The organism is Aquisalimonas sp. APHAB1-3 (assembly GCF_048323695.1).
Taxonomy (GTDB): Bacteria; Pseudomonadota; Gammaproteobacteria; order Nitrococcales; family Aquisalimonadaceae; genus Aquisalimonas.
Map to the genome: position 1 here is coordinate 684,224 of NZ_JBLWFT010000001.1, position 18,626 is coordinate 702,849.

The following is an 18,626-nucleotide window of genomic DNA, read 5'->3' on the forward strand; positions in this document are numbered from 1 at the left end:
TATCCCCTCAATCTGATCCTGCTAAGGCGGCATCGCTGCGCAGCCGGCAGCCGCAATTTGCTATCGGCATCGAACGTGCCCACTTGAGCGACCAGGGGAGATTACTGGGACCGGAAAGACAGATCTGTCGGCCGGGTCGCAGATTGCACCTGCGACCACACGGGCGTCACGGCGTCGGGGAGAGACAGCAGGCGCCCGGGCTCCAGTCCGCTGCCATCGCGATGGAAATCGGAGCCAAGAGACGCCCGCAGACCATGACGCAGGGCGAGCCCGATCCCGTCCCGGACCTGGGTGGGGGTGGTACGGCCGGTGACCACTTCAACCCCGTCACCACCTGCTTCGACGAAAGCCTCACACAGGCGACGTCGCCATGCGCCCGTCATGTCGTAGGCAAAGGGGTGCGCGAGTACCGCGACACCGCCGGCGAGATGAATCCACCGGACCGCCGCGGCCATGCTGACCCAGTCGGCCCGCACCCAGGCATCGCCGTTGCGCCCGAGAAAGCGCTTGAACACCTGACGGAAATCCCGCGCGGCGCCCTGCTCCACCAGCCACCGGGCGAAATGGGCCCGCCCCGGAGCCCGTTGACCATCGGCGGCGACCGCTTCGAACGCGCCCGGATATCCCCGTTTCGCAAGCTTCCCGGCGATCCGCTCCGCGCGGCGCCACCGCTGTGCCTGCTGATGTGCAAGGCCCTGACTGAATACCGGATGTTCACCCAGCCCGAGACCGACGACATGAATCTCACGTCGCTCCCACTGGGTGGAGATTTCCACACCGGCGACGAGCTGGATCCCGGCCTGCACGGCGGCATCCTGCGCCTCCGGAACACCGGCCACGGTATCGTGGTCTGTGAGTGCCAGGGTGGTCACGCCACCGGCCGCCGCGCGTGCCACCAGATCAACAGGTGACAGCGCGCCATCGGACGCGGTGGAATGGGTGTGCAGATCCACGCACAATGCACGGGAAGCGGCAGATGGACTCAGCATGGGAGGCATCCTCCCGTGGTTGATCCCGGGAATCAATGGCTAGTGCATGCAGCCGCACGCAATGGAATACGGCAGGATGACAACGGACGAGACCAGAACGCCCCCATCACTGCACTGGGACGGCCCCGGCACTACCCTGATCTGCCGCGGCGACTGGACGTGGGAGGGGCTGTCACTGCGCACGCCCACCCTGCCCCGTGACATTGCCGGAGCCGTGACCCTGCAGACCGCCGACATCACCGAGCTTGATACCGCCGGCGCGCTCTGTCTGCATCGGCACCTGGCTGCCCTCGAATCACGGGGGGAAGCGGTGAACCGTGACGGCATCCCCCCGCACCACCAGGCCGTGCTGCAGCTGGTTGATCAGCACCGTCTGCCCTCGGTCCCGGAGTCACAGGCAACTGACAATCCCCTGCATCGCCTCGGGGAGCGGAGCCTTGGGTTACTGGGCAGACCGCCGGCGTTTCTCGCATTCGTGGGAGCCGTCGCCATGGACACCGCGCCGAAGCTGTTGAAGCCCCACCGCATCCGCTGGCGCGAGGTGGTCGGCGAGATCGATCACGGGGGCGTGCGCGCGCTCCCCATCCTCGGCCTGCTCATTTTTCTGACCGGGGTGGTGATCGCCTACCAGGGCGGAGCACCGCTGCAGCAGTATGGCGCCAACATCTTCCTGGTGGACCTGCTCAGCCTGACGATGCTGCGGGAGATGGCCCCGCTGATGACGGCCATCATCGTCGCCGGACGGACGGGGTCGGCCTACACCGCGCAGATCGGCACCATGCACATGACGGAAGAAGTGGATGCGTTGCGGGTCATCGGCATCACGCCCTACGAGATGCTCGTGCTGCCCAAGCTGCTGGCACTGCTGATTGTCATGCCGCTGCTGACCATCTTCGCAAACGTCTTCGGCATGCTCGGGGGCATGACCGTCGCTTCCCTGTTCTTTGACGTGGGCTTCGCCGAATTCCTGCAACGCATGCCCGAAGCCATCGCCACCAGCAGCTTCTGGGTGGGAATCATCAAGGCGCCGGTGTTTGCCATACTGATCGTTATGGTCTCCTGCTACCATGGATTTCATGTGGAACGCAGCACCGAGAGCGTCGGCCGGGCGACAACGAAGAGCGTCGTCCAGGGAATCTTTCTGGTGATCGTGGCTGACGCCGCCTTCTCCGTGGTCTTCAATATGCTGAACCTATGACTGCACCCGCAATCGCGTCACCAGCCCCGGAATCGTCACCGGTCATCCGCGTGAGCGGGCTGTGTACGCGCTTTGGCACCACCACGATTCACGAGAATCTTGATCTGGATGTCCAGCGGGGCGAGATCCTCGGTCTGGTGGGCGGTAGCGGTACGGGCAAGACTGTCCTGCTGCGGGAGATGATGCTGCTGCAGGCACCCTCCGCCGGTCGCATCGAGATCCTCGGCATGGATGCCACGCGCCTGCACGGCCGGCGTTTGCAGGCGCTGCGGCAACGCATGGGGGTGCTGTTTCAACAGGGCGCTCTTTTCACCGGACTGACCGTGCGCCAGAACATCAGCATGGTGATCCGTGAGCACGCCCGGCTGGACCACGATCTCTGCCACGAGCTCGCCGGCGTCAAGATCGGGCTTGCCGGCCTGCCCGCCGACGCCGCGGACAAGTACCCGGACACCCTCAGCGGCGGCATGGTCAAGCGCGCCGCACTGGCCCGGGCACTGGCCTTGGACCCGGAGTTGCTTTTTCTGGACGAACCCACGTCGGGTCTGGACCCGATCAGCACCACCGCATTCGATGACCGCATCGCCACACTCCGGGATCTGCTGGGGCTGACCGTCATCATGATCACCCACGATCCGGAATCCCTGCGCCGCGCCACCGACCGTGTGGCGTTTCTCGCCCATCGGCGCGTCTGGGCACTGGATACCATGGACGCCCTCTTGGAGAGCACGGATGAAACCACCCGTGCTTACTTCCAGGGCGTCCGAACGGCCCACCAGGGATGACCGGCCGGGAGGCAGCATGCACAACCGCGTGAACTATACGATCGTCGGCCTTTTCGTGGTCACCCTCGGCATTGCCCTGCTCGGAGCCGGCCTCTGGCTGGCCGGAGACGTCACCCGTGATGACGGCAACCGCTACCTGGTCATGCCCACCGAGCCCATGACCGGCCTCGGCACCAACTCCACGGTCAAGTACCAGGGCATCGATGTGGGTCGTGTGCGTGAACTGGGGATCGACGACCAGGGCGATGTCCGGATTCTCATCAGCGTCGATCGCGACGTACCCGTGCGGGCCGACACCCGCGTGCGCCTCGGCAGCCAGGGCCTCACCGGGCTTGGGCACCTGGAACTCGTGCCGGGCACCGCCGACGCCGGGCCCGCCCGGGCGGATGAATACGCCTACCCGGTGCTGCGCAATGCACCGTCGCTGCGCACAAGGCTGGAGACCGCCGTGGAAGACGGTCTCGCCAGCATCGACCGGGTCGGGCGACAACTGGAGGTGCTGCTGTCAGACGACAATCTGCAGACGCTGCAGGCCACCATGGATCACGTGGAGATCATCAGCGGCACCCTCGCCGCCAACTCCGAGCAGATCACCGCAACACTCGCCGAAACCGAGGCGTTGCTGCGCGAGACGCGCACCGTACTCTCGGGTGCACCGGAGACCATGGCGCGGATCGACCGTACTCTGGAGACGTTCGAAGAAACGGCACGCCGCTTCGGTGATACCGCAGAGCGGCTCGGCGAGACCGGCGAACGCGGTGAGCTCGCACTGCAGCGGCTGGACCGCGAGACCCTGCCCCAGATCAACCAGCTACTGCTCGACGTGCAAGGGCTGACCGGCACCTACGAGCGCCTTGGCACCGAGCTGACCGAACACCCCAACCGGCTGATCTTCGGGGCGCCCCGGCGGCCGCCGGGGCCGGGCGAATCCGACTGACACGGGAGGCACGCGTGATCTGCAAGCGCCTGATACCCGCTTTGCTGCCGCTGCTGCTGGCAGCATGCGCGACATTTCAAGCCCCGCCCGACGACGCCCGACGCACCTGGGATCTCAACCCCGCGCTGCCGAGCGCCGTGGCCTCGCCCATCGACGCTACCATTCACGTAGCGCGCCCGACCGCAGTCTCCGCCCTCGCCGGCACCGACATGGCGTACCGGCAGAGTGATTTCGAGCAGCGCTACTACGCGCGCAACCGCTGGGCGGATGACCCCGGCCGACTCCTGCACCCACGCCTTGTTGCGGCCTTCGAAGAGGCCGGGCTTTTCGGGACCGTGCTCTCGTCCAGCACCACGGCGCCGGCTCATTACCGGCTCGAAACGGAGCTTCTGGCACTGGAGCACGACTTCCGTGACCGGGACCTTGGCCGCGCTCGCGTGGAGCTGCGCGCTCGTGTGGTGGATCTGCAAGAAAGCCGGGTGGTGGGCACGCGCCGGTTCCAGGCGGCGGAAAACAGTGCGGAAGCCACCCCGGAGGCGGGTGTGGTGGCGGTCAACGCCGCCCTGGCGACAGTGCTGCAGGACATGGTGGACTGGATCGACAGCCAGCGGCAGTAATCCGGCCCCTGCCCTCGCTCAGGCGGTGACCACGCTGCGGATCGCCTCCAGGAAGTCCGCGCCGTAGCGCTCCAGCTTGCGCTCGCCGACGCCACTGACCGCGGCAAGCGCATCAAGGCTCTCCGGCCGGGCCTGGACCATCTCCATCAGCGTACTGTCATGAAAGATCATGTAGGGCGGGATGCCCTGCTCCTGCGCAAGCCGCCGGCGGCATCCGCGCAACGCCTCCCACAGGTCGTGGCTCGCCTCATCCATCAGGCCTTCGCCGGGGAGTCGGCGACGATCCGCCTTGCGCTGACGCCGGTCACGCCGGTCACGCCGGTCACGCCGCAGCGTCAGCGACTGCTCGCCACGGAGCACCGGGCGACACGCCTCCGTGAGCTGCAGGGCGCCGTAGCCCTCGGCATCCACGGTCAGCAGACCGAGCGCGACGAGCTGGCGAAACAGCGCCTTCCACTGCGACGCATCCAGGTGCGCCCCAATTCCCCAGGTGGTCAGGCGGTCATGGCCGTTCTGGCGAATGCGCTCCGAGTCATCCCCCTGCAGGACCTCGACGAGATAGGTCACGCCGTAGCGCTGCCCGGTACGCCAGACACAGGACAGCGCCTTGCGCGCGTCCTCGGTGGCATCCCAGCTCTCCGGCGGTTCCAGGCAGGTGTCGCAGTTGCCGCAGGGCGCATGGTCCGTCTCGCCGAAATGACTGAGCAGCGCCTGACGCCGGCAGTGAAGGCGCTCGCAGAACGCCAGCATGTCTTCGAGTTTGCCGCGCTCCACCTGGCGGCGCTGGGCATCGGCGCCCGAGGATTCAATCTGCTGGCGCACGAGAATGACATCCTGGAGGCCGTAGACCATCCAGGCCTCCGCCGGCAGGCCGTCGCGACCGGCACGGCCGGTTTCCTGGTAGTACGCCTCCAGGCTGCGCGGCAGATCCAGGTGAGCGACGAACCGCACGTCCGGCTTGTCGATGCCCATGCCGAAGGCGATGGTGGCGACGACAATGACGCCATCCTCGGCGAGAAACCGCTCCTGGTTGCGCCGTCGCTCCTCCGCGGAGAGTCCGGCGTGATACGGCAGCGCCGTCCAGCCCTGCTGCTGCAGCCATTCGGCCAGGCTGTCCACCTTGCGCCGGGACAGGCAGTAGACGATGCCGGAATGGCCCGTCTGCTCCCGCTCGAGAAACGCCTTGAGCTGCTGTCGGGCATTGCGCTTCTCGGCGACCCGGTAGCGGATGTTGGGGCGATCGAAACTGGAGACGAAGCGCTCCGCGCCCGGCATGGCCAGCCGCTGGAGGATCTCCTCCCGGGTGCGCGGATCCGCCGTTGCCGTCAGCGCCACGCGCGGCACGTCCGGCCACTGCTCACCAAGCACCGCAAGCTGCATGTACTCCGGCCGGAAATCGTGGCCCCACTGGGACACGCAGTGGGCTTCGTCAATGGCGAAAAGCGCCGGCCGCGCCTGACGGAGGAGTTGCTGCATGCGCTGTGTCAGCAACCGCTCCGGCGCCACGTAGAGCAGGTCCAGGGTGCCCTCCAGCAACTGCTGCTCAACAGCGCGCACCTGCTCGAACTCCAGACCCGAGTGCAGGCAGGCGGCATTGACACCGCTCTGCACCAGCGCGGCGACCTGATCATCCATGAGTGCGATCAGCGGCGAGATGACGACTCCCGTGCCGTCACGCACCAGCGCCGGAATCTGATAACACAGGGACTTGCCGCCGCCGGTGGGCATGAGCACCAGGGCGTCGCCGCCGGCGGTCACATGATTGACCACCTGCTCCTGCATTGGCCGGAAGCTGTCATACCCGAACACGCCCCGCAGAATGGCCTGGGGCTCCGGCGACGCATCCGCTGTAGGGTTGACCGTGTCGATGACCGACTCCCGCTGACAATGAAACGGCCTGTAGGATAGTGAGTTGACGTGGTAACCGAAAGTCCCGCGGCACACCCGCCGGATGGATCAGGAGGAACTCCCACAATGGCGTACACCAGCATCGCGGCCCTGGTCGCCGGCGGCATCGGCGCACTGCTGCTCCTGGTCGGTGTGGTTCGACTGTGCCGGCTGCGCCTTGCCAACGGCTGCGGACACTGCCTGCTCGGCACCCTGCTGGTGGCGTCGGGGCTGACGGTCGGCGCGGTCGGTGCCAACCTGCACACTTACGACCGCCTCACCCAGGAGCGTGACGTCCTGGAAATCGAGTTCACCCGCGAAGGGGACCAGCTCTACACCGCCACCCTGCGCTATCCGGACTCGCCCGTGGTCGAACGCTACCGTATCCGCGGCGACGAATGGCAGCTCGACGCGCGCATGCTCAAGTGGCAGGGGCCTGCCGTGCTCGCAGGGCTGGACAGCCATTACCGCCTGGAGCGGCTGAGCGGGCGTTACAGCGACATCGGCCAGGAGCGCGGCGGCGAACGCAGCGTCCACGCCATGGGTCGCGACGAGGGCGTCGACCTGTGGCGCATCGCCCGCGAGCACGATCGCCTCATGCCTTGGGTAGACGCCGTTTACGGCAGCGCCACCTACCTGCCCATGGAAGACGGCGCCCGCTACCGCGTCCGTGTCAGCCAGACTGGCCTGCTCGCGCGGCCGGTGGACGAAGACACCCGAAGGATCACCGGCGACTGGCGCTAGCTTCGAAAGCCGCTAACTCTCAAGTTCCGTCCCGAGCCGCCGTTACCCGCTAACAGGAGCATTGCAGACAAACGGGACAGAACGGGATAACGGCTCATGATGAAACGACTCGGACGCGTCAACTCCCTCGGGTTGATGGCCAAAAGCCTTGCGGCCCCCGCACTGATTGGTGCGCTACTGATCATCATCGGCCTCGTCTCCATCGGGCAGTTCACCACACTCGACCGGCAGGTCAGCCATATCGCCGACGATCTCGCGCCCGGCACCGGCTCGGCGACCACGCTGATGCGTAGCGCCTTCCAGCAGCGACTGGCCGCCAACGACTTCCTGTTCTATCAGGACGGCGCATCCATCGCCGAGTTCGAGGAACGCAACGAAGAGTTCCGACAGGCCCTCGACGAGGCCGAGGCCAGTCTGCCGCCGGGTGACGCGCAGGAGATGCTCGCAAGCATCGAGGAGCGCGGCCGAGCCTTCACCGAAGGGTTCAGGCAGGATGTTGTCGAAAACATGCGACAGATGCAGACCCTGGTCGAGGACGAGCTGAACGCCCACGGCCCAAGCGCCGAGGAACAGATCTCCGAAATCCTCGACACCTCCTACCAGGCGGGTGATGCATTCACCGCAAACAACGCCGCCCAGGCCCTGCGCTCCCTGATGCAGGCCCGGCTCGCGGCCCAGCAGTACCTGTTCCGCCCCTCTTCCGAGCTGGAAGAGCCTGCGGTGGCCGCGATCGCCGAGTCGGTGACTGCCCTTGAGCAGCTCATCGCCGAGATCATCGACGCCCGGGAGGAGGAAATGGCAGAGACGGCCCTGGCGCACATGGAGGCGTACCAAGAGGCGTTCCTCACCATTGTTGACGGCACCAACGAGCGCCAGACAGCCATCGAGAACAACATGGAGGTCAACGGCCCGCTGCTGGTGGAGGACGCCAATGCGGTGCAGACGACGCTCTTCGACGATCTGCGCGGCATCGCCGACCAGGCCACCGCCGATTCGGCCCAGGCCACGCGACTGGTCACCGTGCTCACGGTGGTGGCGATCCTTGCAGGCATCGGCGCGGCCTGGCTCATCAGCCGCGGCATCCTGCGACCGCTGCTGGCGACCAACCGGACCATCAACGACATGGTCCACGAGATGACCAACGGAAACGGCGACCTGACCCGGCGGGTCGACGTCACCACCCGGGACGAAGTGGGCGAACTGGGGCACAACTTCAACCAGCTGATGGAGACCCTGCAGGCGCTCGTACAGCAGATCTCCAGCGACAGCCGCCAGCTCGGCGACGCCGCCGGCACGCTGGATTCGATCACCCGCAGAACCACGGAAGGGGCCAACAAGCAGAAGGAGGAAACCGACCAGGTGGTCACCGCCATGAACGAGATGACGGCCACTGCCCAGGAAATCGCCCGCAACGCCAGTCAGGCCGCGGAGTCGGCACGAGACTCCGACCAGGCGGCCAAGCGCGGGCAGAGTGTTGTCAGCGACACCGCCACGGCGATCAAGACCCTGGCCACCGAGGTGGAGCGCAGCGCCGAGGCGATGAACGAGCTGCGCGCCAAGAGCGAGAATATCGGCACCGTACTGGACGTCATCCGCGGCATCGCCGAGCAGACCAACCTGCTGGCCCTGAACGCGGCCATCGAGGCGGCACGGGCCGGCGACCAGGGCCGCGGTTTCGCGGTGGTCGCCGACGAGGTCCGCACCCTCGCCCAGCGCACCCAGGAATCCACCGTGGAGATTCAGCGCATCATCGAGGAACTGCAGAACGGCACGCAGGAGGCGGTCTCGGTCATGGAGCGCAGCCGGGACAGCGCCCGCGATACGGAGCAAAAGGCCAACGAGACCGGCGAAGCGCTGGAGTCAATCACCAGCGGCGTCGCCACCATGAACGACATGAACGCACAGATTGCCAGCGCCGCCGAGGAGCAGACCGCCACGGCGGAAGACATCAACCGCAACATCACCACCATCCGGGAGGTGGTGGACCACACCGCGGGCGATGCCAACCAGACCGAAGAGGCGGCCCGCGACCTGACCGCTCTCAGCGACCGGCTGCAGAAACTCGTCGGGCAGTTCCGGGTGTAACCCCCGGGACCGCCGAGTCGCTAAAGACGTGCGGCCAGGCGCGCGCCCTCATCAATGGCGCGCTTGGCGTCCAGCTCGGCGGCCACGTTACTGCCGCCGATCAGGTGCACCGCCAGGCCGCTGTTCTCCAGGGGCCGCTGTAGGCTCCGCTGTGACTCCTGGCCGGTACAGACGACCACCGTGTCCACATCCAGCACGCGGGACTCGTCACCAACCCGAATGTGGAGCCCGGCATCGTCGATGCGCTCGTAGGTCACCCCGCCGAGCATCTCCACACCCTTATTGCGCAGGCTGGTGCGGTGGATCCAGCCAGTGGTCTTGCCGAGCCGCTTGCCGAGCTTCTCGTCCTTGCGCTGCAGCAGGTAGATGGTGCGAGCCGACGGCTCCGGCGCCGCCTCCACACCCTCGATGCCGCCGCGGGCACGGAAGCTGCCGTCCACCCCCCATTCCCGGAAGAAGTCGGTGACACTCTCGCTGGGTCTGGTCTGGCCGTGGCTGAGATACTCGCTCACATCGAAGCCGATGCCCCCGGCTCCCATGACCGCCAGGCGGTCGCCGACCTCGTGGCCGTTGAGAAGCACATCCACGTAGCTCACGACCTTGGGATGGTCCAGGCCGGGAATGTCGGGCATGCGTGGTGTCACGCCGGTGGCGAGGACCACCGCGTCAAAGTCCTCGCGCATGAGGTGCTCCGGTGTGATGCGCTGCCCCGTCTGAAGATGCACACCGGTGAGCGCAATGCGGTTCTCGAAGTAGCGCAGCGTCTCGTGGAACTCCTCTTTCCCGGGGATCCGCTTGGCCATGTTGAACTGGCCACCGATGCTGTCGGCGGCATCGAACAGGCTCACTTCATGCCCGCGCTCAGCAAGCACCGTGGCGCACGACAGCCCCGCCGGGCCGGCGCCCACCACGGCGACCCGCTTCGGCTGTCTGGTGGGTATGTAATTCAGCTCGGTCTCGTAACAGGCCCGAGGGTTGACCAGGCAACTGGCGCGGCGCTGCTGGAAGACGTGGTCCAGACACGCCTGATTGCAGGCGATGCAGGTATTGATCTCGGCATCACGCCCCGCCGCCGCCTTCTCCACCCAGTCCGGATCGGCCAGGAACGGCCGCGCCATGGAGACCATGTCCGCATCGCCCCGGGCCAGAATCTGCTCGGCGTTCGCCGGCATGTTGATGCGGTTGACTGTCACCAGTGGCACCTGCAGCGCACCGCGCAATGCCGCCGTCACCCCGGTGAACGCGCCGCGCGGGACGCTGGTCTGGATGGTGGGCACCCGCGCCTCGTGCCAGCCGATCCCCGTGTTGATCAGGGTGGCGCCGGCCGCCTCGACCCCCTGCCCCAGGCGCACAACTTCATCCCAGGTGCTGCCGCCCTCCACCAGGTCGAGCATGGACAGCCGGTAGATGATGATGAAGTCGTACCCCACCGCTTCGCGCACGCGACGCACGATCTCCAGCGGGAACCGCGCGCGGTTCTCGAAGCTGCCGCCCCATTCGTCGGTACGGTGGTTCGTGCGGGGCGCCACGAACTGATTGATCAGATACCCCTCGGACCCCATGATCTCGACGCCGTCGTAACCGGCCTCCCGCGCCAGCACCGCGCACCGGACGAACGCATCGATCTGCCGCTCGATTCCCCACCGGCTGAGGGCGCGAGGCTTGAACGGGTTGATCGGCGCCTTGATCGCCGACGGCGCGACGCTGAGCGGATGGTAGCTGTAGCGACCGGCGTGCAGGATCTGCATGCAGACCTTGCCGCCCTCGTCGTGGACCGCATCCGTCACCAGACGGTGTCGGCCCGTTTCGTGCCGTGCGGTGAGCTTCGACGAGAACGGCGCCAGCCAGCCGGTGAGATTCGGCGCAATGCCCCCGGTGACGATCAGCCCGGCCTGCCCCCGCGCCCGCTCGGCGAAATAGACCGCCAGTTTCTCGTAATCCCGCCGGCGGTCTTCCAGCCCAGTGTGCATGGACCCCATCAGCACGCGGTTGCGCAGCTGCGTGAAGCCGAGATCCAGCGGCTGCATGAGGTTGGGGTAATATGTGGACATAAGCGCTTTCCAGTTCGTCGTTCATCGGCAGGAGGGCCTGCCCCGGGCTTCAGACTGTAACCATTCGGTACCGTATTGAACACCCCGGACACCTGCGACGACGGCATGCCTCGCGGCCCCCTGACTGGTACACTTCGCGCCATGCTGAATCTGGTCAATCTCACCCTGCGCCGCGGAACCGAAGCGCTGCTTCGCGATGCCACCGCCATCGTGCGCCCCGGCGAACGCGTCGGCCTGGTCGGCGCCAACGGCACCGGCAAATCGAGTCTGTTCGCCCTCATTCGCGGTGAACTCCAGCCCGATGCCGGCGAGTGCACGCTGCCGCCCGGGCTGGTCATGGCACACGTGGCCCAGGAAACCGACGCCACCGAGCGCCCCGCCGTCGAGTTCGTCATGGACGGCGACGGCGAACTGCGGGACATCGAATCGCAACTGCGCGACGCCGAGGCCGCGGACCAGGGCGAACGCATCGCCACCCTCCACGGCCGCATCGAGAGCATCGGCGGTTACAGTGCCCGTGCGCGTGCGGGGGCCCTCATGCACGGTCTCGGCTTTGGCCCGGACGACGAGGACACGCCGGTCTCGCGTTTCTCCGGCGGCTGGCGCATGCGGCTGAATCTGGCGCGCGCACTGATGTGCCGCTCGGACCTGCTGCTGCTGGACGAGCCCACCAACCACCTGGACCTGGATGCCGTGCTGTGGCTGCAGGACTGGCTGCGGAACTACGCCGGGACGCTGTTGCTCATCGCCCATGACCGCGACTTCCTGGACGCCGTCACCCAGCGGATCCTCCACCTGGAGCAGCAGACCGTCCACAGCTATACCGGGAACTATTCCGACTTCGAGCGCCAGCGCGCGGAGCGCTTGGCGCAGCAGCAGGCCGCCTATGAGCGCCAGCAGGCGGAAATCCAGCGCATCCAGCGTTTCGTCGACCGCTTCCGCGCCCAGGCGACCAAGGCGCGCCAGGCTCAGAGCCGGGTCAAGACTCTGGAGCGGATGGAAGCGCTCAGTCCCGCTCACGTCGATTCGCCTTTCCAGTTCGCGTTCCGGGAGCCACCGCACCTGCCGCGGCCCCTGCTGACACTCGACAACGCCAGCACCGGGTACGGTGACACACCCGTTGTCGATGGCATCAACCTGGCACTGGCGCCGGGGGACCGGCTCGGGATACTCGGCCCCAACGGCGCGGGCAAATCAACGCTGATCCGCCTGCTGGCCGGCGAGCAGCCCCTGCTTCGGGGCAGCCGGGAGCCGGCGCACCAGCTGCGCATCGGCTACTTCGCCCAGCACCAGCTGGAGCAGCTCGACCCCAGGGCCTCGCCAGTGGTTCATCTGCAACGACTGGATGAAAAGGCGAAGGAGCTGGAGCTGCGCAAATACCTGGGCGGATTCGGCTTCAGTGGTGACATGGCGCTGTCGCCGGTGGCGCCGTTCTCCGGCGGCGAGAAGGCGCGGCTGGTTCTGGCCATGCTGGTATACCAGCGCCCCAACCTGCTGCTGCTGGACGAGCCCACCAACCATCTGGACCTGGACATGCGCCACGCGCTGACCATGGCACTGCAGGATTACGCCGGCGCGCTGGTGGTGATCGCACACGATCGCCACCTGCTGCGCAGCACCACCGACCGACTGCTACTGGTCGCCGACGGGCGAGCCCGGGCCTTCGACGGCGACCTGGACGATTACTCCCGCTGGCTGGCCGAGCGCCGCACCGCCGGTGCCCCGGCGGCAGCCGGAAACGGGGACGAGCGCAGCGGCAACCGCAAGGAGCAGCGCCAGCGCGCCGCGGAGCGCCGCAAGCAGCTGCAGCCGCTGCGCAAAGAGGTCAAGCGGCTGGAGGCCGACGTGGAACGGCTGTCCACCCGAGTGCAAGACGTGGAGGCGGCGCTCGCCGATCCTACGCTCTACGAGGATGGTGGAGAGAGCCGTCTGCAGGAATTGCTGGACGAGCAGACGCGCCTGCGACGGGACATGGAGCGACGGGAAGCCGACTGGATGGACGCCATGGAGCGCCTGGAACAGGCCGAAAGCGAGGAAGACCCGGCATGAGTGACCCCGTGGACGAGCGGCTGGCCGATCTGGAGATCCGCCTGACGCACCAGGACGACGCCATCGACACCCTGACGGAGAGCCTGCTGCGCCAGCAGAAGATCATCGACCAGCAGCAGGAGCAGATCCAGCAGCTTCATCGCCGGCTGCGCGGTATCGAAGAGCAGCGCTCCGACGACGGTGGCGGCGGCGAGGCCCCGGAGCCCCCGCCGCCACACTACTGAACCCGTTTCACCCGCAACCCGCCACACGGCGGCTTCGGAGGCGCAGTGCTACTGCAATTACAGGATATCTCGCTGGCATTCAGCGGCCCGCCGGTACTGGACCGGGTCAACCTGGAGCTCCAGTCCGGCGAGCGCATCTGTCTGCTCGGCCGCAACGGCACCGGCAAGTCCACCCTGATGAAGGTCATCGAGGGCACCCAGGAACCCGACAGCGGCCGCGTCATGGGCCGGGACACCCTGCGCATCGCACGCATGGAGCAGGACGTCCCCGGTCTCGGCGAGCGCTCCGTCCGGGACGTGGTTGCGGAAGGTCTGGGCAGCATCGGCACCACCCTGCAGCGCTGGAACACTCTCAGTGCGCGGGTCGCGGCGGGCGACGACGCCGTCACCGACGAGTTCGACGCCCTGCAGCAGGAAATCGAAGCCCACGGCGGTTGGCAGCTGGCCTCCAGCGTGGACGCCGTGCTCAGCCGCCTGGAGCTGGACGGCGATCAGCCGTTCGATGCGCTCTCCGGTGGCCGGCGACGCCGGGTCCTGCTGGCCAGGGCGCTGGTGAACGAGCCGGACATCCTGCTCCTGGACGAGCCCACCAATCACCTGGACATCGACTCCGTGGACCGCCTGGAGCGCATGCTGCTCGGCTACAGCGGCACGGTGCTGTTCATCACCCACGACCGCGCCTTCCTGCGCCGGCTGGCCACCCGCATTCTGGAGCTGGATCGCGGGCAGCTCACCAGCTGGCCGGGCAACTACGACAAGTACCTGGAGCGCCGGGAGGCCGCACTGGAGGCCGAGCAGAAAGAGCAGGACCGGTTCGACAAGAAGCTGGCGCAGGAAGAGGCGTGGATCCGCCAGGGCATCAAGGCGCGCCGCACCCGCAACGAGGGCCGGGTGCGCGCCCTGAAGGCCATGCGGGAGGAGCGCCGCCAGCGCCGGGAGCGTTCCGGCACGGCGCGCATTGAAGCCCAGAGTGCGGAGCGCTCGGGCAAGCTGGTGATCGAGACCGAGCAGCTCGCCGCGGCGTACGATGGCGAGCCGCTCTTCCGCGACTTCTCCACCACCATCCAGCGCGGTGACAAGATCGGCCTGATCGGCCCCAACGGCTGCGGCAAGACAACCCTGCTGCGGGTGCTGCTGGGCGACCTGCAGCCGTCGGCGGGTTCGATCCGCTGGGGCACGAGCCTGGAAGTGGCCTGGTTCGACCAGCTCCGGGAGAGCCTGGACCCGAATGCAACGGTCCGGGACACCGTCGGCGGCGGACGCGAGACGGTGCGCATCAACGGCCAGGAGAAGCACGTTGTGGGCTACCTGCAGGACTTCCTGTTCGAGCCCTCCCGCACCCGGGTACCGGTCTCATCCCTGTCCGGCGGCGAGCGCAGCCGCCTGCTGCTGGCGCGATTGTTCACCCGGCCGGCGAACGTACTGGTCCTGGACGAGCCCACCAACGACCTGGACCTGGAGACCCTGGACCTGCTGGAGCAGCAGGTGATGGGGTTTGACGGCACCGTGCTGCTGGTCAGCCACGACCGCGAGTTTCTGGACAACGTGGTCACCAGCACCTTCGCCTTCGACCCGGACGGCGCGTTGCGGGAGTATATCGGCGGCTATTCCGACTGGCTGCGCCAGCGCCCGGAACCAGTGAAACCGGATACGCGCCCGGCAGCGGCCACCGAGGGCACGGGCAAGGCACAATCAGCCACCGCCGCGCCCCCCTCGCCCGCGCGCAAGCTTAGCTACAAGGAGAAACTGGAGCTGGAGGCTCTGCCCGGGCGTATCGAGGCGCTGGAGACGGAGCAGTCGGAACTCTCAAAGCAGTTGTCGGACCCGACGTTCTATCAGCAGGATCCGGACACGGTGAACGCAACCACTCAGCGTCTGCAGACCCTCGAGCAGGAGCTGGAGCAGGCCTACAACCGCTGGGAAGAGCTGGAAGAGGGCTGAAGGCCCCGCCCTTACAGCTTCGGGATGAGCGCCCCGAACAGCCGCCGGACGTTTTCCATACCGGTGTTCAGGTGGCGCTCGATCTCCTCCATGGTGATCGGTGCCGGGTCCAGGCCGGCGGCCCAGTTCGCCACTACGGTGCAGCTGGCGTAACCGATCCCCAGCTCCCGGGCCAGGGCGGCCTCCGGCATACCGGTCATGCCCACCACGTCACAGCCGTCCTGCTTCATGCGCCGGATTTCCGCGGCGGTCTCCAGGCGCGGCCCCTGCGTGGCCCCGTAGGTGCCCCCCTCCACCGCATCCAGGTCCACTTCCCGCGCGGCCGCCATGAGCAACTGCCGCATGCCATCGTCATACGGATAAGTGAAATCAATGTGGGTGACGTGGGTCAGGTCGTCCTCGAAGAACGTGTGTTTGCGGTCCCAGGTGTAGTCGATCACCTGATCCGGGAACCCCACCCGCCCCGGATGCATGGCCTCGTGAATACCGCCAACGGCGGCCACGGCAAACAACCGCTCAACGCCCAGGTGCTGCAGCGCCCAGAGATTGGCGCGGTAGTTCACCCGGTGCGGCGGGATCGTGTGGCCGTAACCGTGACGGGCCAGAAACAGCACCTCCCGCCCGTGCAGAATACCGTGGGTGATCGGGCCCGACGGCTCGCCGAAGGGAGTGTGCACCACCTCCCGGTGGGTAATCTCAAGGTGATCGAGCCGAGTCAGGCCGGTTCCGCCAATGATCGCGACAGCCATTAGTCCTCCTCGCGGATCGCGTAAATGCCGTCCACGTTACGCAACACGCCGTGGTAGTCCATGCCAGCGCCGAACACGTAACGGTCGTCCACGTTCAGGCCGATGTAGTCGGCCCGGACCTGGGGCAGGCAGCGGTCGTGGTCCTTGCGCACCAGTACGGCAGTGCGCACATGCTCCGCGCCCTCTTCCGCGCAATAGTCCTGCAGGGCGGCCAGGGTGCGACCTTCATCGAGGATGTCGTCGATGATCAGCACGGTGCGGTCCTTCAGCGGTGTATGCGGCCTGGCGACCCAGTGCAGATGCCCGCCGGACGTCTCTCCCCGGTAGCGGGTGGCATGGACGTAGTCCACTTCCAGCGGGAAGTTCATCAGCGGCAGCAGGCGACCGGCGGGCACCAGGCCGCCGATCATGACGCACAGAACCAGAGGGAGATCGTCGGCCATGTCCGCGGTGATCTCCGCCGCCATGCGGGCCAATGCCGCTTCCACGGCAGCGCCGTCGTGAATCCGCTCGGCGCCCTCAAGGGCGGCCCGGACCTCATGGTGCTTCATGGGGAGTCCTCGTTCAGTCACTGGAGTGTCTCAGTAGGTCAGGGTTACCGTGTCGGGCTCCATCACCCGGGCTGCCAGCCAGGCCGCGCCGACCACCTCCCGGATCTCGGGGATGAGCGCTTCGCCGAAGCGCGCCACCGCAGGAGAACAGATCCGGAATGTCACCCCGGCCTCGGCGGCGTCGGCTATGAGCGCATGCAGCGACCGGCCGGACCCGTCGGCTGCCGGTTGAGCTGCCGCTGCCCCCTCGACGGCGATGGCCCCGGAATCGCCGGTGAAAACCACATCCGTTTGCGTGCCCATGGCGGCCGCAACGGCGGCCTGCGCCAGGGGTGCCGAAGCGTTCTCCAGCGGCGTATTCAGCAGAACGATAAAGAGACGTTGGGCCATGCCCGGAGTCACCTGACCTTCAAAGGCCGAAACCATACACCAACCGGCCTCGCCGGGCCATGCCACGGCGCCCCTCGCAGCGCCGGAAACACGCGACAAAGCGCGTGTTTTCAGTTACCCTCTCCGGCCATGGAAAATGACCACATGACAGACGTTACACTCAAGTCCCTGGCGCTGAGCCCCAGCCTCCAGGACAGCCTCGACGAAACCGCGTTCACGCACTGCACGCCGATCCAGGCGGCAACCCTGCCCCTGGCGATGAAGGGTCGGGACGTTGCCGGCCAGGCTCAGACCGGAACGGGCAAGTCCGCGGCCTTCCTCCTCGCCGCCATGCACCACCTCATGGAAACGCCGGTGGAGGAAGACAAGCGCGGGCCCTGGGCCATCGTGCTGGCGCCGACCCGCGAACTGGCCATCCAGATCCACAAGGATGCCGAGCTGCTCGGGCGGTTTACCGGACTGAAGTGCGTCGCCGTGTATGGCGGCACCGGTTACGAGAGCCAGCGCAAGGCGCTTGAGGACGAGGCCGACATCATCATCGGCACGCCCGGGCGCATCATCGATTTCTTCAAGCAGCGCGTGTTCAGCCTCAAGAACATCGAGGTGGTGGTGCTGGATGAAGCCGACCGCATGTTCGACCTGGGCTTCATCGACGACATCCGCTACCTACTGCGCAAGATGCCGCCGCCGAGCAAACGCATCAACATGCTCTACTCCGCCACCCTCTCTCACCGGGTGATGGAACTGGCGTACGAGCACATGAACGACCCCGAGATCGTGCGCATTGAGACCGAGCAGGTCACCGCGGACAACGTCACGCAGAAGCTCTACCACGTGCCCAAGGAAGACAAGATCCCGCTGCTGCTGGGCATCTTCAAGGAACACACGCCCGAGCGCACCATCGTGTTCGTCAATACCAAACGCACGGCGGACGACGTGGTGGGCTACCTCCAGGGCAACGGCTACGACGGCCAGGTGATTTCCGGAGATATCCCGCAGAACAAGCGCGAGCAGTTGCTCAAACGCTTCCAGAGCGGCGACCTACCCATTCTGGTGGCCACCGACGTGGCGGCACGCGGGCTGCACATCCCGGCCGTAAGCCACGTGATCAACTTCGACCTCCCCCAGGAAGCCGAGGATTACGTGCACCGCATCGGCCGCACCGCCCGCGCCGGCGCCAGCGGCGACGCCATCAGCCTGGCGTGTGATCAGTACGTCTACTCGCTGCCCGACATCGAGGCGTACATCGAGCAGAAGATTCCGTCCGAGATCGTCACGCCGGAGATGCTGGTGGAACCGAAACCGCCGGTGAAGCAGAAGCGCCCTGCCGGTTCACGCAGCGGGCCGAAGAAATCCGGCTCCGGCCAGGGCGGCCGCGGCGGCCCACGGCGGCGCAACTCCGCCAGCGGCTGATTCCGGCAACAGGCGG

At 66.9% G+C, this 18,626-nt stretch carries 16 protein-coding genes; 10 read left to right on the plus strand and 6 right to left on the minus strand.

Features of this window, described 5'->3' with window-relative positions:
• Nucleotides 1-101 precede the first annotated feature (101 nt).
• Entirely contained in the window at nucleotides 102-989 is an 888-nt protein-coding gene (locus tag ACNSTU_RS03160) for a PHP domain-containing protein (protein ID WP_290633619.1), read from the minus strand.
• Nucleotides 990-1,065: 76 nt separating this feature from the next.
• On the opposite strand from ACNSTU_RS03160, the gene ACNSTU_RS03165 reads away from it, so the two are divergent.
• The 4 genes from ACNSTU_RS03165 to ACNSTU_RS03180 are packed head-to-tail and all read left to right on the plus strand — an operon-like array spanning nucleotide 1,066 to nucleotide 4,526.
• A complete protein-coding gene (locus ACNSTU_RS03165) occupies nucleotides 1,066-2,187 on the plus strand; it encodes an MlaE family ABC transporter permease (RefSeq protein ID WP_290637056.1) in 1,122 nt (373 codons plus the stop codon).
• Nucleotides 2,184-2,972 (plus strand): ABC transporter ATP-binding protein, encoded by a 789-nt coding sequence (locus ACNSTU_RS03170; protein ID WP_290637057.1) that lies wholly within the window; start codon nucleotides 2,184-2,186, stop codon nucleotides 2,970-2,972. Before ACNSTU_RS03165 ends, ACNSTU_RS03170 begins: the two co-directional genes overlap by 4 nt.
• Nucleotides 2,973-2,988: 16 nt before the next feature.
• Nucleotides 2,989-3,909 carry an MlaD family protein gene (locus ACNSTU_RS03175; protein ID WP_418212084.1) on the plus strand — a complete coding sequence of 307 codons (921 nt, stop codon included), beginning with the start codon at nucleotides 2,989-2,991 and terminating at the stop codon, nucleotides 3,907-3,909.
• A 14-nt stretch (nucleotides 3,910-3,923) separates the two neighbouring features.
• On the plus strand, nucleotides 3,924-4,526 hold the full coding sequence (locus tag ACNSTU_RS03180) for an ABC-type transport auxiliary lipoprotein family protein (RefSeq protein ID WP_290637059.1): 603 nt from the start codon (nucleotides 3,924-3,926) through the stop codon (nucleotides 4,524-4,526).
• A gap of 18 nt (nucleotides 4,527-4,544) precedes the next feature.
• Here the strand turns inward: ACNSTU_RS03180 and recQ are convergent, their stop codons facing one another.
• Nucleotides 4,545-6,395 (minus strand): DNA helicase RecQ, encoded by a 1,851-nt coding sequence (recQ, locus tag ACNSTU_RS03185; RefSeq protein WP_418212157.1) that lies wholly within the window; start codon nucleotides 6,393-6,395, stop codon nucleotides 4,545-4,547.
• Between the two features lie 105 nt (nucleotides 6,396-6,500).
• Here recQ and ACNSTU_RS03190 point away from each other — a divergent pair, with 105 nt between their 5' ends.
• Nucleotides 6,501-7,157 carry a hypothetical protein gene (locus tag ACNSTU_RS03190; protein WP_290633050.1) on the plus strand — a complete coding sequence of 219 codons (657 nt, stop codon included), beginning with the start codon at nucleotides 6,501-6,503 and terminating at the stop codon, nucleotides 7,155-7,157.
• 96 nt (nucleotides 7,158-7,253) lie between these two features.
• Complete coding sequence (locus ACNSTU_RS03195) at nucleotides 7,254-9,242, plus strand: methyl-accepting chemotaxis protein (RefSeq protein ID WP_290633052.1); 1,989 nt, start codon at nucleotides 7,254-7,256, stop codon at nucleotides 9,240-9,242.
• Nucleotides 9,243-9,262: 20 nt separating this feature from the next.
• Here ACNSTU_RS03195 and ACNSTU_RS03200 read toward each other — a convergent pair whose 3' ends face one another.
• Complete coding sequence (locus ACNSTU_RS03200) at nucleotides 9,263-11,293, minus strand: FAD-dependent oxidoreductase (protein ID WP_418212085.1); 2,031 nt, start codon at nucleotides 11,291-11,293, stop codon at nucleotides 9,263-9,265.
• A gap of 141 nt (nucleotides 11,294-11,434) precedes the next feature.
• Here ACNSTU_RS03200 and ACNSTU_RS03205 point away from each other — a divergent pair, with 141 nt between their 5' ends.
• From ACNSTU_RS03205 to ACNSTU_RS03215, 3 genes are read left to right on the plus strand one after another with little or no spacing between them, the layout of a single operon-like run.
• A complete protein-coding gene (locus ACNSTU_RS03205) occupies nucleotides 11,435-13,342 on the plus strand; it encodes an ATP-binding cassette domain-containing protein (RefSeq protein WP_418212086.1) in 1,908 nt (635 codons plus the stop codon).
• Nucleotides 13,339-13,566, plus strand: a complete 228-nt coding sequence (locus tag ACNSTU_RS03210; RefSeq protein WP_290633058.1) for a SlyX family protein — start codon at nucleotides 13,339-13,341, stop codon at nucleotides 13,564-13,566. The genes ACNSTU_RS03205 and ACNSTU_RS03210 overlap by 4 nt, the downstream gene beginning before the upstream one ends.
• 45 nt (nucleotides 13,567-13,611) lie before the next feature.
• Nucleotides 13,612-15,507, plus strand: coding sequence for an ATP-binding cassette domain-containing protein (locus ACNSTU_RS03215; protein WP_290633060.1), 1,896 nt, complete (start codon nucleotides 13,612-13,614; stop codon nucleotides 15,505-15,507).
• Between the two features lie 11 nt (nucleotides 15,508-15,518).
• Here the strand turns inward: ACNSTU_RS03215 and ACNSTU_RS03220 are convergent, their stop codons facing one another.
• Genes ACNSTU_RS03220 through ACNSTU_RS03230 form a run of 3 tightly spaced genes read right to left on the minus strand, consistent with a single transcriptional unit; the run spans nucleotide 15,519 to nucleotide 17,197 of the window.
• On the minus strand, nucleotides 15,519-16,256 hold the full coding sequence (locus ACNSTU_RS03220) for an S-methyl-5'-thioinosine phosphorylase (protein ID WP_290633062.1): 738 nt from the start codon (nucleotides 16,254-16,256) through the stop codon (nucleotides 15,519-15,521).
• The gene (locus ACNSTU_RS03225) at nucleotides 16,256-16,807 is read right to left on the minus strand and encodes a hypoxanthine-guanine phosphoribosyltransferase (protein ID WP_290633064.1); all 552 of its coding nucleotides are present in this window, start codon (nucleotides 16,805-16,807) and stop codon (nucleotides 16,256-16,258) included. Before ACNSTU_RS03225 ends, ACNSTU_RS03220 begins: the two co-directional genes overlap by 1 nt.
• Nucleotides 16,808-16,837: 30 nt before the next feature.
• Entirely contained in the window at nucleotides 16,838-17,197 is a 360-nt protein-coding gene (locus tag ACNSTU_RS03230; protein ID WP_290633067.1) for a DsrE family protein, read from the minus strand.
• A 129-nt stretch (nucleotides 17,198-17,326) separates the two neighbouring features.
• Here ACNSTU_RS03230 and ACNSTU_RS03235 point away from each other — a divergent pair, with 129 nt between their 5' ends.
• Nucleotides 17,327-18,610 carry a DEAD/DEAH box helicase gene (locus ACNSTU_RS03235; RefSeq protein ID WP_418212087.1) on the plus strand — a complete coding sequence of 428 codons (1,284 nt, stop codon included), beginning with the start codon at nucleotides 17,327-17,329 and terminating at the stop codon, nucleotides 18,608-18,610.
• Nucleotides 18,611-18,626: the final 16 nt, after the last annotated feature.

Coding starts and splice junctions, on each gene's coding strand:
- ACNSTU_RS03195 (WP_290633052.1), top strand. CDS start 7,254: ATGATGAAACGACTCGGACGCGTCAACTCCCTCGGGTTGATGGCCAAA.
- ACNSTU_RS03160 (WP_290633619.1), bottom strand. CDS start 989: ATGCTGAGTCCATCTGCCGCTTCCCGTGCATTGTGCGTGGATCTGCAC.
- ACNSTU_RS03235 (WP_418212087.1), top strand. CDS start 17,327: ATGGAAAATGACCACATGACAGACGTTACACTCAAGTCCCTGGCGCTG.
- ACNSTU_RS03190 (WP_290633050.1), top strand. CDS start 6,501: ATGGCGTACACCAGCATCGCGGCCCTGGTCGCCGGCGGCATCGGCGCA.
- ACNSTU_RS03210 (WP_290633058.1), top strand. CDS start 13,339: ATGAGTGACCCCGTGGACGAGCGGCTGGCCGATCTGGAGATCCGCCTG.
- ACNSTU_RS03175 (WP_418212084.1), top strand. CDS start 2,989: ATGCACAACCGCGTGAACTATACGATCGTCGGCCTTTTCGTGGTCACC.
- ACNSTU_RS03220 (WP_290633062.1), bottom strand. CDS start 16,256: ATGGCTGTCGCGATCATTGGCGGAACCGGCCTGACTCGGCTCGATCAC.
- ACNSTU_RS03230 (WP_290633067.1), bottom strand. CDS start 17,197: ATGGCCCAACGTCTCTTTATCGTTCTGCTGAATACGCCGCTGGAGAAC.
- ACNSTU_RS03200 (WP_418212085.1), bottom strand. CDS start 11,293: ATGTCCACATATTACCCCAACCTCATGCAGCCGCTGGATCTCGGCTTC.
- ACNSTU_RS03170 (WP_290637057.1), top strand. CDS start 2,184: ATGACTGCACCCGCAATCGCGTCACCAGCCCCGGAATCGTCACCGGTC.
- ACNSTU_RS03205 (WP_418212086.1), top strand. CDS start 11,435: ATGCTGAATCTGGTCAATCTCACCCTGCGCCGCGGAACCGAAGCGCTG.
- ACNSTU_RS03225 (WP_290633064.1), bottom strand. CDS start 16,807: ATGAAGCACCATGAGGTCCGGGCCGCCCTTGAGGGCGCCGAGCGGATT.
- ACNSTU_RS03165 (WP_290637056.1), top strand. CDS start 1,066: ATGACAACGGACGAGACCAGAACGCCCCCATCACTGCACTGGGACGGC.